This is a genomic window from Vibrio fortis, from assembly GCF_024347475.1.
In the GTDB taxonomy this organism is placed as follows: Bacteria; Pseudomonadota; Gammaproteobacteria; order Enterobacterales; family Vibrionaceae; genus Vibrio; species Vibrio fortis.
In genome coordinates this window covers 1,730,726-1,745,465 of record NZ_AP025487.1, presented here as the reverse complement: position 1 = coordinate 1,745,465, position 14,740 = coordinate 1,730,726, and the positions used below count along the sequence as shown (strand labels likewise).

Genomic DNA, 14,740 nt, shown 5'->3' with positions numbered 1-14,740 from the left:
GTAGATGTCGAATGATCAGTGAAATGGCCAATCTAGGGGGCTTGCCCCCTTTTCCTATTGCTGCCAGGGATGAAGGTTATGTTTACTAAGGTGTTAGCTGCTTGTTGTTTGGGCATAAATCGCGTTGTGTATTGGGTTGGAGTGTCGGCGTCGGTTTTGATGCCAATGCTCGCGGCAACCGTCGCCTTTGAGGTGTTTTCTCGATATGTACTGGGTGAGCCCACAATTTGGGCATACGACGTATCACTGTTTTTGTTTGGCTATATTGCTGCGCTTGGTGGCGCATTAGCACAACAAAATAAAGCCCATATCAATGTGGATGTTCTCTATCTTTCTGTCTCCACAAGAGTTCGATCACTGTTCAATCTGTTTTCTTATTCGCTGGCAATCTTCTTTCTTTGTGTCGTGATGATGATGGCGTTTGGCAAGTTCGAAGAAGCCGTGGAGTTCAATTATCGACGTCAATCTGAATGGGCGCCGTCAATGGCACACTTTTGGGTGATGATGATAGGTGCAAGCGCGGTGTTTATTGCTCAATTTACCAGTGACATGGTTCAAGACATGTACTTTGTTGCAACCGGAAGAGATCTGATTGAGCGAGAAGTAGAAAGCAGTGAACAACCTCAAGAGTTGATTGAACAAGCGGGGGACGCATGAGTATAGAAGTATTAACGCTGCTGCTCATCGGCTGTATTTTATTCAGTTTTGCACTGGGCGCACCGGTTGGGTTAGCGCTTGGTGGTATTGCTATGGGAATGGGCTATCTAACGTGGGGAGAAGGTATCTTTAATTTGGTGCCAACCACCATTGAAAGTAACTTCTTCAGCTTCATTTTGTTGGCCATTCCGCTTTATATCTATATGGGGCAACTCTTAACGCGTTCTGGCATCGGCGATGCAATGTTTAATGCGAGCCAGATGGTGATAGGACGTATTCGGGGTTCGCTGGCGATTAGCGTAATTGGTGTCTGTTCAATGATTGGTGCCATGGTCGGTATCATTGGGGCAGGGATCATGACATCAGGCAGCATCGCTCTTAAGCCGATGTTAGAACGTGGTTACGATAAACGCCTCGCCTTGGGCGTGATTATGGCGGGTGGTGGTTTGGGTATTTTAATCCCGCCAAGTATCCCGATGATCATGTATGCAGCCACGACCCAAAACTCTGTCGGTCGTATGTTCTTAGCAGCCATTATTCCTGCCTTGATCTCAATAACACTGTTGATTGCATATGTTGTTATTAGCTGTAAGTTAAATCCAAAGAAAGCACCTTTGGGCACCGGTGCAGAAAGTTCGATGTCAGGCAAAGAGAAGGTAAGAACAGCCCGTGATGGTGTGTTCTCGCTACTACTGATAGTGGCTGTGTTGGGAAGCATCATTACCGGCATAGCGACGCCGACCGAGTCTGGAGCCATTGGCGTTGTTGGTGCAATTCTTCTGGCTGTCGTTTTTAAACGCTTTCGCTTCGAAATGTTTAAGTCGTCCGGTTTTGAAACAGCGATGCTGGTCAGTGTATCGATGTGGATCATTTTAGGTGCCTCTCTGTTTAGCAACTTCCACATGCTGAGTGGGGTGCAAAACATGGTTGCACAAATTACACAAGACCTTGGTTTGCCTCCGCTGGGCGTGATTATCTTATTGCAAGTGATCATGTTGTTACTCGGTTTTATTATCGACGAACTGATCATTGTTTTGATGTGCGCGCCACTGTTCACGCCAATAGTTGTATCACTAGGGTACGACCCTATTTGGTTTGGTATTTTGATGATCCTAAATATCGAGATAGCGGTGCAAACCCCTCCTTATGGTTTTGCTCTGTTTTATCTAAAAGGCATAGCGCCGCCTGGCGTGAGTATGATGGACATTTATCGCTCAATTTTGCCGTTCATTTTGCTGAAGTTGTGCGTCTTAATCGCCTGTATGTTGTTTCCAGAAATGGTGATGTGGTTACCTAATAAGGTTATGGGAGCCAATTGATATGAGTCTTAATAAAATCTTAATGCCTATCGACCTTGCGTATCCCGACGTTGTGAAAAGAGAAGTCGAAATGGCACTCAAGCTGATCGCTGACAATGGGGTGATCGATATGCTTTATGTGGACGATGCAAGGGTTCATCACAGCATGGTACCGACAGTAACAGGCTCGGCTTTTTCTGATAAGCACTTAAGTGTGTTTGATAGTGTACAAACCATGTTAGAGGAACTGGTCCCAAGGCCGCACCGTGGCAAAAGCATCATACGTAATGGGATTGTTTTTGACGAAGTAGTGATACAAGCAAAACAGTCGAATGCTGACGCGATCGTGATGGCATCAGCGAAGCCGAAGTTTCGCTCATATCTTTTGGGTTCAAATGCCGCGAAGGTCGTTCGCCATGCGCATTGTTCAGTGTTTGTGGTGCGCTAGTCTGAGTTATTCTAGGGTTTGAATGTCATTCAGTGCTGCCTTCCGTTGTTGGTCTGAACGGAAGGCAGCCTATATTGAGCAGCGTAGGTAAAACGAATTGTATAGATAGTGCGAGCTTAGCGTTAAAGTTGCGATGGAATGAGTTTTACACCACTGTATTTAACGAGGTCTTGCTGTCTAATCATCGCGAGCGCGAGATTTGTCGGCATAGGGCGGTAGAAGTAGAAACCTTGGATATAGGTAACGCCCAGTTTTGATAGAGTATTGAGCTGAGACTCGTTTTCCACACCCTCAACAATGACTTCCATATCGAGGCTGTCAGAAAGTTGCAGCATAGATTCTAGAAGCGGTACCCCTAAACTCGACTCATCCGAGATGTTTTTAACAAAAACGCGGTCGATTTTTAAGATGCTGAACGGAAATTGACGAACGAAGTCGAGGCCAGAATAACCCGTCCCGAAGTCATCAATCGCAATTTTGACACCTAACTCAGACAATTTAGCCAGATTTGCCTTAATTTTACGCATGTCTTCTTCTAAGCACTCGCCATCTTCTGTCACCTCAAATACGACTTTACGAAGTAACTCAGGCTCTCTTTTGTAGATGCTGATGACTTTGTTAGCAAAGTTAGGGTTAGAAACAACGTTGCGGCTGATATTGACGCTGATGTAGCGAGTCTCAAACAGTTCGACATTGTTCTTTAATGTTCTTAGGACATCTTGTAACACGTAATACGTAAGATCTTCGATCAAGCCTAAACTCTCGGCGAGCGGGATGAAGATCGCAGGAGACACACTACCTTCAACAGGATCGTTCCATCGTAATAGAGATTCACAACCCACGATCTTGGAAGTGTGGTGGTTCACGATGGGTTGAAGATGTACCTGTAAGTGTTTGTTCTTTAACGCATTAGTTAAAGACGACTCTAAGCCTCGGCGTTCCTGCCTTTTATATTTGATTTGCACAAACGTGATTGTGGCGATACCTGCGCAAAGAAAACCAAACCATGAATACTTGAGTAGGAAATTTAAGTAGTAACCATAACCGACATACGAGATAACCGTGAGTGGGTAGGTTTCTGATTCAATTTTAATGGTTTTTAGAAAAGTAACGGCATCTGAGTTTGAAATATCGCGGTGGATGATTTCAACCTTTGAGTCGAGACCAAATTGAGCCAGATGGTCTTGAACCATATCCGAGATGTAGTGGGGAGGTATCATTAAACTCACTCCCTCTTTTGTTCTGTGGTCTCGAAAAATAAGCATGAGAGCTTTAGACTGACTGATCGCAGAACTTGTATGAGAGAGTGTGGTGTTATTGGGATCTTGCTCCATGCGGTTGCTGATGGTTTGGAACAAAGGGAAAGAGACATCTCCATCCGTTGTTGAACAGTAGAAGCGATCTTGACCATCAAATATTGCGGCTTCTTTTATCCAATCGGTATTAAATACAGCTTGGCGTAACTCTCTAATAATAGCGGTACATGGTCGACTCACATTTTCTGGTGTCAAAAAATGCTCGAACTTCGATTTAATTTGATCGAATGTCTGTTCAACGATTTGAGCGGACTTTTCGACTTCTTTGTTGTAGTGAAATGGCGTAATGGGCAACAACAGCGCCATGGAACAACAGAATGAGATAATAAAATGTAGCGTGATTTTGGTAAAACTCTGGTATTTGATGGTCATAGGTATGAAGGGCTTACCAAGTCAAAGGATATTCAATCTAATTTATAAAACCATTTGCTATGTAAACAAATAAAAACATCAATACTGTGAATGTAACCATAACTTTGTAAATTATTGAGAGAATTATTGAATGTGCGCTTTACTTAAACAGATTTGTATCCTTTGTATTTGTTTGATTTTTATCCACTTTTAAGTTGAGGTTTTTAATGTAAGGTGTTGCATATGTGGCTTGATGGTGCGTGACAGTGTAGCAAATGATCAGCCAATCATATCCAACTTGGGGTATGAGGAAGCAAGGTGACGGAATCACCAAGTAAGACGTTTCGGTGAGCTGAGCTTGAATTTCTATGTTGGGATAATAGATAGGTATTGTTACCACCTATAAGGATGTCATAAGTTATTTATTTCTCTTATTTATTGGGGCGAAAATCGCAAGTCTATTTCACTATTAATAGTCAAAACTAATATTATTATTTGTCTCAATCTGTGACTTAAAATCACAACTCAAATAAATGCACATTATTTTATAAAAATACCCGTTCTCGTTGATAAATATTCATGCATAGAATAATTATCAAATGCTGTGATAGGCACAGCAATTGATGAGGTATTGAATTTTATGATGAAGCGATCGATGTTACAGCTAGCCATCTCTATGGGAATGGTGGCAGTGCCGAGTATGGTTAGTGCGAGTAGTACACCAATGACAAATCCAGACTCTGGTGTCGTAGTAGGTTATTGGCATAACTGGTGTGATGGCAGTGGTTATCAAGGTGGTAATGCTCCGTGCGTCACCCTGGATGAAGTTAACCCTATGTACAACATCGTGAATGTGTCGTTCATGAAAGTGTATAACGTGGCGGATGGTCGAATTCCAACCTTTAAACTAGATCCAACAATTGGACTCTCAGAAGAACAATTTATCGACCAAATCTCTGACTTAAATAAACAAGGTCGTTCGGTGTTGTTGGCATTAGGTGGTGCAGACGCACACATAGAGCTTAAAACCGGTGATGAACGAGCGTTTGCTGATGAGATCATTCGTCTGACCGAGCGCTATGGCTTTGATGGCCTAGACATCGATCTTGAGCAAGCTGCAGTAACAGCAGCAAATAACCAAACAGTCATTCCAGATGCCCTTAAGTTAGTGAAAGAACACTATCGTGCTGAAGGCAAAAACTTCCTTATTACCATGGCTCCAGAGTTCCCGTACCTAACGACAGGTGGAAAATATGTGCCTTACATTGATAATTTGGAAGGTTACTACGATTGGATTAACCCTCAATTCTACAATCAAGGTGGTGACGGTATTTGGGTTGATGGCGTCGGCTGGATCGCGCAGAACAACGACGAGTTGAAAGAAGAGTTTATTTATTACATCTCAGATTCGCTGATCAACGGCACACGTGGCTTCCATAAGATTCCGCACGATAAACTTGTGTTTGGTATTCCTTCAAGTATCGATGCTGCAGCAACAGGTTTTGTGAAAGATCCACAAGATTTGTACGACGCCTTTACTAGCTTGACGTCTCAAGGGCAGCCGTTACGCGGCGTAATGACGTGGTCTATCAACTGGGATATGGGCACTAACAAAAATGGCCAGCAATATAACGAGCAGTTCATTAAAGACTATGGACCATTTGTTCATGGTCAAGTAACGCCTCCGCCGGTTGAAGGTGAGCCAATTTTCAAGGGCATTGAGAATGCACGCGTGCTTCACAATACGGTGTTTGATCCAATGGCAGGTGTCACAGCAACAGACAAAGAAGACGGCGATTTAACCTCATCAATTGATGTGGAAGGGTATGTGGAAACCAGTGTTCTTGGAACTTATATCCTGACTTATCGTGTGAAAGATACTGATAACAATGAGACAACCCAAGCGAGAACGGTCGAAGTTTACAGCCAAAAACCCGTATTTGATGGTGTTTCGGATACTACGGTTGCACTTGGCGCTACGTTTGACTCAATGGCTGGCGTGTCTGCAAGTGATGCTGAAGATGGTGACCTAACCAGTAGTATCGTGCAAACAGGCAGTGTTGATGTCAACGAGGTCGGTAACTACACACTTGTATATCGCGTGACTGACAGTGCGAACCAAACGACGACAGCTGACCGAAAAGTCTCTGTAACAGACGGCTCAAGCTGTGCCAACGCGTGGAACAGTCAAACGGTTTATATTGAAGGTGACCAAGTATCGCATAATGGTTCAACGTGGAAAGCAGGCTGGTGGACGCGAGGCGAAGAGCCGGGAACCACAGGCGAATGGGGTGTCTGGAGCAAGGTTTCTGACAGTTCTTGTGGAGGTGAGACTCCCGATCCGGATGTCGATCCTACGTTGAATGTAACTGGATTAGCGTCTTCATACGCCCTGAATAATGGCCAAGTGACTCTAAGCCTGCAATTGGTTAGCAATGAAGCGTTAACGGTTGATGTGAGTGTTCGTGATGCATCAAATAAAGTGGTGGAGCAATCTCAGACTGAGGTAAATGGCCAATCACCTTTAACGATTGAATTGCAAGGCATTGAAGCAGGCACTTTCCAGTTATTACTTGAGGGTGTCGCAGATGATGGTGAAATGGTTTCATCACAAAACAGCTTTTCTGTTACCGATGAAACGACAACACCTCCACCGGGAGAGTACCCTGATTATGTAGCAGGCACAGCGTATCAAGCAGGGGATCGCGTCATTGGTGCTGACAATGGCGTTTATGAATGTAAGCCTTGGCCTTATACAGCGTGGTGTGCAAGCGCATCTTACGCACCAGGAGACAGTCTATATTGGAAGGATGCTTGGACTAAGCTGTAGCAAGTCAGAGCACAGCTAAATCTTAAAAAATAGGCCGACTGGAACTGCAGTCGGCCTTTTACTGAAAGCTAGAAGTAATTGGTTTGAATAAAAATCGCTAGTGAATTGAACACAAGTTTCGCATTGCGGCTATGACTTAAACTACGACGGTTTTTCTTAATTGGTAATTTTCATACCAGTAGCCAAGCGTATATGTACAAATTGTAATGTCAGTGATCGCAAATGGAATGAAACTGGCGTTAAGGTGCGCCGTCTCTGGGTTAAAGAAATTTGAAACGAATAAGTAAACCATGAACAGCTTTTCAAGGAATGAGTACAGTATGATTGATTCTCGCCATTTAGTGACATACGCAGAAGCGGCAATAAAGAAGCCCATCAATCCCACCATAATTCCCCAGTGTCTAAATAGAAATACATAGTTAGAGTCATAAGGCAGATTATTCATATCATGCAGTGCAGTCTCTGGGTTGATGGCGTAGATTCCAGCATACATAGTGACGAGACCACCGATCACCAAGAATGGTTTTAAAAAGCGATGAAAGAACACAGTTAGATTCCTCGATTCCATTTTTCTATGAACGAATAAAATTATCAGTTCAGATTATGGTGATGAGTCAGCTTCTATATAATCTATTGAAGCTGACTTATCTTTGGGGGTGTAAATATTTTATATAAACAATAAGGATTTAAAATCAGTAAAATTACTGATTGTTGGTTTTTATATTTAAACTTATTAGGTAGAGTTTATTGTTAATTGTCATCAGTAAATTTACGGAGTTTATTGATATATTTAAATCGTGATGGTCTTTAGATTTAAGGTGTCGAGTTTTTCTTGGAGTGAACTTCTAACTACGTCGACACAAAATTGATAAAGAGGGTGATTATGATTGCGCTCAAGGTAATAAATCGCGTGGTTGATTTTTTCAGGAATCATCGCTTTTAACCATTGCGGTTGAACACAAGTGATTGTGTCTTTGCACATTGATGCGGCAAGTGATTCAGTGATAGCTAAGGTATCAGAATGTTCTGCTAAACACGCTAAAACTGACATGCTAGCTGATCGATATTTAAAGTCGAATACACTAGGGTGTTGTTTCTCAAGTAGAGCATTGAAATCGGTCAACCCAGGCACGAGTATTCCACCTGTGGGGTATTGGTTAAATGAGTTGATATCGAAGTTTTCTTTTTCCCAAGGGTGAGAATTTCTCATAATAACAATAGGTTCGCTGCAGGTGAGTGGCACCGAGCGAATTGATTGAGGTGTATCAATAGGATAAAAATTAAGCCCAATGTGTACTTCATTATTCTGAATCGCTTCGAATGTCTTGTCTGTCCAAGTCGTCAACTTAAGCTTGGCTTGTGGAAACAGGTTAAACACAACGGAGCTGGTTAACTCTGTTGCTATAGCTTCTAAGAAAACACTCGATACAGCAATGGTCAGCTCCCCGTTAAAGGTGCTTGGGTCTTCAAAAATGTCTGCGAATATACGGTTATCAAGTGCTTCAATCTGTTCGTTCAATCCTAAGCCTATGGCGTCTGCTCGATGAGTGGGTTGCAGCTTCCCATTCGACGAATAGAACAGTTTGTCGCCCGTATATTCGCGTAGTTTTGCTAGGGTCTGACTGACAGCGGATTGGCTTATTCCTAATGCAGACGCTGCTAATTTTGTACTTCTATGAATATAGATTGCATCAAATATACGTAAGTGGTTTAAATTAATTTGTTCATTGTATCTTTTATACATGACGCTAGCCTCATTGTTTTTATCTACTTTAATTTAGTTACTATAAATAAGAAATAAGTAAATCTAATTTTTCGTATAAGTAGCTTGGTGAGTTTTATTTGATTTATATTCCTTACCAAGTTCTTAAACACCTAATTGGATTTTTAAAATGATAAATATAAAAACAGCATCAACGACACTAGCCAGTGTTGTGTTGGCATTCGCGTCTTCTCCAGTGTTGGCGGAGCAGGGGGCAGAAGGTCATAAATACCATGATGCAGATCCACGAAATAGTAGCTTAAGGGCCGCCGTTTTTTCTGACGATCAAGGTGAGCTCAAATTACTGGCTGGCGGTGGTGCTTCTGGATTAACGAGTGATATCTCTCAGACTGTGGGTTTTGCGGAGTACTACACCCAATCTGAAAATGCACGATTGAGGGCAGCTCACTTTGATTCGTTTGGTGGCGTCTATGTTGATGTCTATCATTTGGAAAGCGCTGCAAACATGTATACGACGGGTTACATGTTGCCGTTGGGAAGTGATGATGGAACCCTATTTTTCCCTTCGTTAAACTATACCTATGTTGATTTCCAAACAAACGATCTTGCTGATGTCTTAAATTCACGATTGTCATTGAATGGAGGGTATCCAGACAATCTTCCCAATGGTGTATCAGCGAACAATGTGACCACATTACTGGGTGATAGTGAGGCTCATTTAGGCTCAGTCAACATGTATGCGCTTCACCCTTGGAATGACACCCACTTTTCCGTATTCAACATTAACCTTGGTTCATCTTATGGTGGCGCAGAAATGCAAGTCGCTAATTTGATGTGGCTACAGGGCATAAAAACCAAAGTAAAAGGCAAAGATTTCAACATCATGTTTGAGTTTAAATACGATGTTATGTCGATTCAAAATGAAGCACTTGGTATTGATGAGACGTCGGAAGAAGTGACAGCTTCGATAGGTATTGATTATCGCTTCTAACAATCAAAGTAAAACGCTGAACTTGGAGTTCAGCGTTTTATGTCGCGTACTAGAAGGTGAAGTTGGCACCGATAAAGTGGATATTCCCAACAAATGTACCTTGGATTTGAGTGTACGCTTTGTCTGAGCGATCGATATCCATAGAGCCAAAGTCAGCATACTCATAGAAGAGGTCAATGCGGGTATCGTCCCAGTATGTGCTAGCACCCAACGAATAGCGATATTGTTCGCCCACCGGTAGGTCGACCCACTGTTTTGTCGGGTCGTCTTGCGGAGATGTTTCGTATGAGAAGCCCGCTTTTATAGCCCAATTAGTATTAAGCTGATAGTCGGCACCGATCGCAAACTTCCATACATCGTCCCAATCGCGGTCGATTGCTTGAGGTAGGGTTGGGCGTGCGTTCAATGTGTCATTGTATACAGGAGTCTCTGCGAATTCACTCCATTGATGGTATTGGATTGAAGAGAGTATGGTTAGCTGATTATTGAGGTTATAACTTGCACTTAAGTCGGTTATTGCAGGTACGATCAACTCTGTTCCAACGAGTGCCTCATTACCATTGGTAAGGGTAGCAGTGATATCGTCGAAATCGTGAACCAATTTTGAACGGTAACTAAGGCCAATGGACCACGTGTTGGCTTTATACATGGCACCTGCGTTGTACCCAAATGCCCAATCGCTCCCCATATCCGATTCGAACCCAGACGTACTTACCTCAATCATACCGTAGTTAACTTGCATGCCTGCTGCGATAGACCAGTTGTCGTCAATTTGATAGCTGATATTTGGGTTGAGTTGCAATGCTGAAAGGAATGCCTTGTCTAAATGGTTAGCACCATCCCAATCGTCGCCATATTCTATGGATGAGCCGCCCACAGCACCGAAATTCACTCCAATGTGAGTTGCTTCAGCAATCTGACGAACGTGGAATATGCCTACTGAGGGCATCAGTGTTTCAGCACTTGCATCGCCTTCTGGAGTATCAATAGTTGATGAATCTTGTGAACCATCGGTGTAATCCATTTGTAGATAAAGAGCCATGGTGTTGATCGTGGTTTTTTGCTCGCCCATGTGACTCATTGTTGCAGGATTGGTCCAACTTGCAGTAGCGGTTTCAGTATAAACACCGTCGCCAGCACCAGCCGTGCCCGCGTTCGCGGTAACAGCTTCTTGTAAAAGTAGGCCACTTGCATTGGCAACCGAAGAACAAATTAATAGGGGTAATAGGGATTTTTTCATAATCATCATTGTACCTAGGGGCGAAATTAAACGACCCATAAAAGAGAATTGAACTAATGGATTGAAGCCCAGCCACCTATAGGGGGAGGTGGTCATCTTAGAAAGAGCTGGGCTTCGAATAGAGTTGTGGTGTTAACGCATGTTGAGGATCAAAAATACGAAAACAACAAAGAGAACCATTTGGCTTTTTTTTCGGTGTGTTTTGTCTACAAAATCACAGACCTTTTGAAATGTATTCATGGGAAACCTACATACTGTACAAGTAGTAAATCTGTGCTTTCATACGAATAATGATGCCACGGATTACATTAAGGAAATTGAGAAATGGAATCGGCTTTTCTGCATTGACCCAAGCTAAACCAACAGCGCCAACAGGAATGTCATATCCGTCTGGTTCAGTAATGCGTAGTCTCACGAAATGGTGCTTGTTCATCACATTTTTACCTGTGGTTGCACGTACATTTGTTTCTCGCGCAAGAAGAGAGCCTTGCGATTCACCTGTTGCTTCTACAATGCCTTCGACTTCGGCTTGAAATACCTTTCCTGGGTAAATCGCAGTAGCAAATTCGGCTTCTTGTCCCACTTTAATGTTACGGAAAGCTTGGTGGTTAATGCGCATCAAAACAAATTTTTCATTGCTGTACATTTTTAAGCGAGGCATAGCACCAACAAACTGGCCTTCACGCGCCATAAAATTAGTCACATAACCATCTGTGGGTGCGTAAATTCTGGTTTGCGACAAGTCCCATTCAGCTTGAGCAAGCGATGCTTGTTTATTTTGGAGATCTGCTTCTTTACTCACTACCGAAATCTGCGATTTCTCAATAAGGTTTAGGTTTTTTCTCGCTGTGATAAGTGATTTTGAGTATTGGGCTTCAATAATCGTAAGTTGATTTTTGGCTACTTCCACTAAGGTGCGTTGTTGATCTAACACACTTTCAGTTATGGTGTTTTTCACCTTGGCATTCTGGTCTACGTAGCGTTTTAGGGTGCGTTGTTTGAGAGTGAGATCTTGCTGCGCAGCAGCCACTTGATTTTTTAAGATCTCAATATCTTCAAGAGAGGTTTGATAATTGGTATTAGCAATATTGATATCTTGAACTGCTGAGTTGTATGCCATTTCAGCAATCGCGAGTTGCGCTTTTGCCTTATTAACTGCAATAACGTAAGAATCATCCTCAATCTCATAGATCAGTTCACCTTTTTCAATGGTGTCATTTGGAGAGATGTAAAGAGCGTCAATGTTTCCCGTTACACGTGTCGACCCAGGGCGGAGCTGAATATGAGGTGATTGAACCACTGAACCACCAGATAGATCCATAGGCGCCCAAGTGATCAAACCAACCCAGACAAAGACTAACCAAATAGACCCACCTCCGTAGGCAAATACCTTAAATGGTGTTTTCCAAGGCACCCCAATAAGACGAAGTAAGTAGATAAATAGAGCCCAAACAGCTAAACCTTCAAGCATCGTTATTCTCCTGTTTGTTCTGGTTGTGAAGGGGTTGTGTCATTCCAAACATGACGAAGACGGCGAATGCTCTGTTCAGTGTCGACAAAAGCGATAATAACGGCGAGTACCCACACCCAATGCCAGATAAAGCCTATCCAAGTGAGTATGGTCACCAAGCCCATCTGCCCATGTTTCTTTTTGTCAGCATGATGAATGGGTAGTTCGTGGAACTTCCAAAAGGCGTAAAGTGCACCAACTATCGTGCCTATAAGAACGATCCCCGCAACAACGTGTAAGCCTGTATCGAAACCTGTATCGACAAAAGGCATTGTGATTAAACTCATAATGCTTTCCTAAAATGTTCAAAAAATTGTTTAGCTAGAGTTGCTCCTTCACACCGTGAGTGAGCTATGTAGAAATGTTACGGAGGGTGTGCGAAGAGGGAATCAGTAAAAATACGGATTAGATATTTGGTGAGCCAATACTATGATCTCACGTTATTAAACTAGATTGATAGAGAGTAAAAAAGCCAACGAGTGTTGGCTTAAAATGATGAGGTAGGGGGGTAAGGTTTTGTTTATAAAGATGTTCTTTGAATTAGCCTTGTAAATAATGATCCCATAGCCTGTTCGCCAAATATTTTCTGCACCCAATACATGAGTTTTGCATCATGAGTGGCTTGGTAACAAAGCCTCGGCTTTCTATCGAAGCCTGCTTTTATCATGTGTTGCACTGTAGATTGTGGGCTAGAGCCAGAGCGGTAGGCGTTGTTTAAAAAGTTGTGCGACTTAGCCACGACCTCTTGGTATTCTGGCTTGGAAGATGTGGCTTTCATATCACTAAGTTGGATCGCGTCGAATTCAGTTTGGACTGCACCGGGTTCTATTGTCGATACTGAAATGTTGAAGGCGGCGACTTCTTGCGCTAGACCTTTAACCATGCCATTTAGAGCGTGTTTTGTTGATGAATACCAAGCATTCATGCTTGTAGAGACGCGTCCAGCGATAGAGCTGGTGAAGATAATACGACCTGAATTTCTCTCGCGCATGTGGGGTAATACCGCGCGTGCAAGGCGTGCAGCGCCATAAACGTTGGTATCAAATTGTTGTTGAACTTTAGATATCGGCGTTTCTTCGACAGGACCTGCGATGGCGTAACCTGCGTTGGCGTAAACAATATCAATGTGACCCACTTCTTCGATCATTGTCGCGACCATGGAATCAACATCAGTTTCGTTACGAATGTCCACTTTAATGATCTTCGCTCCGATCGCTTCGAGGTCAACCATTTTCTCTAGTCGTCTCGCACCACAATAAACGGTATGACCTAAGTCTATAAGTTGGATGACAAGCTCTTTTCCGATACCAGAAGAAGCGCCAACGACTAAGACATTTTTTGAAGGCATAAGAATACTCCAATTAAATCGATGCAAAGTGTAATTTATTGTCTGAAGAAACCCAGAACGCATTGGCTGTGTAATGAGTCGAGTCATATTCATAGAAAATAAATTGATGAGATCTAGCGATTAATGGAGACAGTATCGAACAGTATAAATTAAGAGTAATCAGTATAATTACTGTAACGTATATGGTGTTGTTACAGCAATTATATAATAGAGCGAGTCGGGTAGGCGTTCTAGTGTTCTATTCCTAGTCCGTTTCTTAATGCGAATTGGATCAGCTCTGTGTTATTTTCAAGTTCAAGAATATCAATCATTCGATACTTGTGGGATTCAATGGTTCTTGGACTGAGAAATAATTTTTCAGCGCACTGTTTTGCAGTAAAACCTTGAGCCAATAACGTAAGTACAGAGCACTGCTTAGGAGTCAATAACAGTAGTTTTTCACTTTCATTGGCGTTGGTAGGTTGGTCTTGTTTTAAGTTCCTTACCATTGTTGAATGTTGCCAATAACACAACCAAATGTCGCAGATGAGCTTGAGTCGTGTCATGTCTTTGTCTGAAAGTGGTTCTAATTCATTGTTAAATCTAGAGAATGATAACGCTCCCCAGTCCTGCCCAAACAGTTTAAGCGGTATGATACCGTGCCATCGTCCTCCTTCAGTATGAAGCGTCTTGATTACGGAAATTTTATGGTTGCCCATTTCTTGCTCACTAAACGTAAGCCAATTTTTTTTGGTACGTAGCAACTTGAAGTAATCTAAGTAGTTTCCACTGATGAAGATTTGAGGGTTAAGTTCGGGAACCCCATCACGAGAAACGGATACCGTTTTACCATCATTTAGCATGATCATGGAGTTAGGAAATAGAGTGACGCGGTCAATGTCAAACCAAGTCAGTACGGGCTTGGCAATGGTTTTCCAAGTGTTATCAAAATCTTTTGGTAATGAGCCAATGAGGGCGTTGGATTGTTCTGTGACTAATTCTTCGAATGAGATATCGGAAATGTTTTTCATTGTAAACAGCGCGCCTTA

General features: G+C 42.6%; 13 protein-coding genes. 5 read left to right on the top strand and 8 right to left on the bottom strand.

Features of this window, described 5'->3' with window-relative positions; translation table 11 throughout:
- The first annotated feature begins 78 nt into the window (after positions 1-78).
- From OCV50_RS07490 to OCV50_RS07480, 3 genes are read left to right on the top strand one after another with little or no spacing between them, the layout of a single operon-like run.
- Positions 79-657, top strand: coding sequence for a TRAP transporter small permease subunit (locus OCV50_RS07490; protein ID WP_261902639.1), 579 nt, complete (start codon positions 79-81; stop codon positions 655-657).
- Positions 654-1,976, top strand: coding sequence for a TRAP transporter large permease (locus tag OCV50_RS07485; RefSeq protein ID WP_261902638.1), 1,323 nt, complete (start codon positions 654-656; stop codon positions 1,974-1,976). Before OCV50_RS07490 ends, OCV50_RS07485 begins: the two co-directional genes overlap by 4 nt.
- 1 nt (position 1,977) lies before the next feature.
- The gene (locus OCV50_RS07480; protein ID WP_261902637.1) at positions 1,978-2,403 is read left to right on the top strand and encodes a universal stress protein; all 426 of its coding nucleotides are present in this window, start codon (positions 1,978-1,980) and stop codon (positions 2,401-2,403) included.
- A gap of 122 nt (positions 2,404-2,525) precedes the next feature.
- On the opposite strand, the gene OCV50_RS07475 is transcribed toward OCV50_RS07480, so the two are convergent.
- Positions 2,526-4,091 carry an EAL domain-containing protein gene (locus tag OCV50_RS07475; protein ID WP_261902636.1) on the bottom strand — a complete coding sequence of 522 codons (1,566 nt, stop codon included), beginning with the start codon at positions 4,089-4,091 and terminating at the stop codon, positions 2,526-2,528.
- A 619-nt stretch (positions 4,092-4,710) separates the two neighbouring features.
- Here OCV50_RS07475 and OCV50_RS07470 point away from each other — a divergent pair.
- The gene (locus OCV50_RS07470) at positions 4,711-6,900 is read left to right on the top strand and encodes an immunoglobulin-like domain-containing protein (RefSeq protein WP_261902635.1); all 2,190 of its coding nucleotides are present in this window, start codon (positions 4,711-4,713) and stop codon (positions 6,898-6,900) included.
- Between the two features lie 136 nt (positions 6,901-7,036).
- Here the strand turns inward: OCV50_RS07470 and OCV50_RS07465 are convergent, their stop codons facing one another.
- Together OCV50_RS07465 and OCV50_RS07460 are read right to left on the bottom strand one after the other, a co-directional pair.
- Positions 7,037-7,447: a hypothetical protein gene (locus OCV50_RS07465; RefSeq protein ID WP_239840966.1), complete on the bottom strand. Its 411-nt coding sequence runs from the start codon at positions 7,445-7,447 to the stop codon at positions 7,037-7,039.
- Positions 7,448-7,690: 243 nt separating this feature from the next.
- The gene (locus tag OCV50_RS07460) at positions 7,691-8,644 is read right to left on the bottom strand and encodes a LysR family transcriptional regulator (protein ID WP_239840965.1); all 954 of its coding nucleotides are present in this window, start codon (positions 8,642-8,644) and stop codon (positions 7,691-7,693) included.
- A 148-nt stretch (positions 8,645-8,792) separates the two neighbouring features.
- Between OCV50_RS07460 and OCV50_RS07455 the strand changes: the two genes are divergently transcribed.
- On the top strand, positions 8,793-9,614 hold the full coding sequence (locus OCV50_RS07455) for a hypothetical protein (protein ID WP_261902634.1): 822 nt from the start codon (positions 8,793-8,795) through the stop codon (positions 9,612-9,614).
- A 49-nt stretch (positions 9,615-9,663) separates the two neighbouring features.
- Here the strand turns inward: OCV50_RS07455 and OCV50_RS07450 are convergent, their stop codons facing one another.
- The 5 genes from OCV50_RS07450 to OCV50_RS07430 all read right to left on the bottom strand — a co-directional run bounded on the left by OCV50_RS07450 (position 9,664) and on the right by OCV50_RS07430 (position 14,722).
- The gene (locus tag OCV50_RS07450) at positions 9,664-10,854 is read right to left on the bottom strand and encodes an OmpP1/FadL family transporter (RefSeq protein ID WP_239840963.1); all 1,191 of its coding nucleotides are present in this window, start codon (positions 10,852-10,854) and stop codon (positions 9,664-9,666) included.
- Positions 10,855-11,101: 247 nt separating this feature from the next.
- The gene (locus OCV50_RS07445) at positions 11,102-12,325 is read right to left on the bottom strand and encodes an HlyD family secretion protein (RefSeq protein ID WP_239840962.1); all 1,224 of its coding nucleotides are present in this window, start codon (positions 12,323-12,325) and stop codon (positions 11,102-11,104) included.
- Positions 12,326-12,327: 2 nt separating this feature from the next.
- Entirely contained in the window at positions 12,328-12,651 is a 324-nt protein-coding gene (locus OCV50_RS07440; RefSeq protein ID WP_239840961.1) for an MFS transporter, read from the bottom strand.
- A 233-nt stretch (positions 12,652-12,884) separates the two neighbouring features.
- Positions 12,885-13,712 carry an SDR family NAD(P)-dependent oxidoreductase gene (locus OCV50_RS07435; protein WP_261902633.1) on the bottom strand — a complete coding sequence of 276 codons (828 nt, stop codon included), beginning with the start codon at positions 13,710-13,712 and terminating at the stop codon, positions 12,885-12,887.
- Positions 13,713-13,942: 230 nt separating this feature from the next.
- Positions 13,943-14,722: a response regulator transcription factor gene (locus OCV50_RS07430; RefSeq protein ID WP_261902632.1), complete on the bottom strand. Its 780-nt coding sequence runs from the start codon at positions 14,720-14,722 to the stop codon at positions 13,943-13,945.
- Between the last annotated feature and the right edge of the window lie 18 nt (positions 14,723-14,740).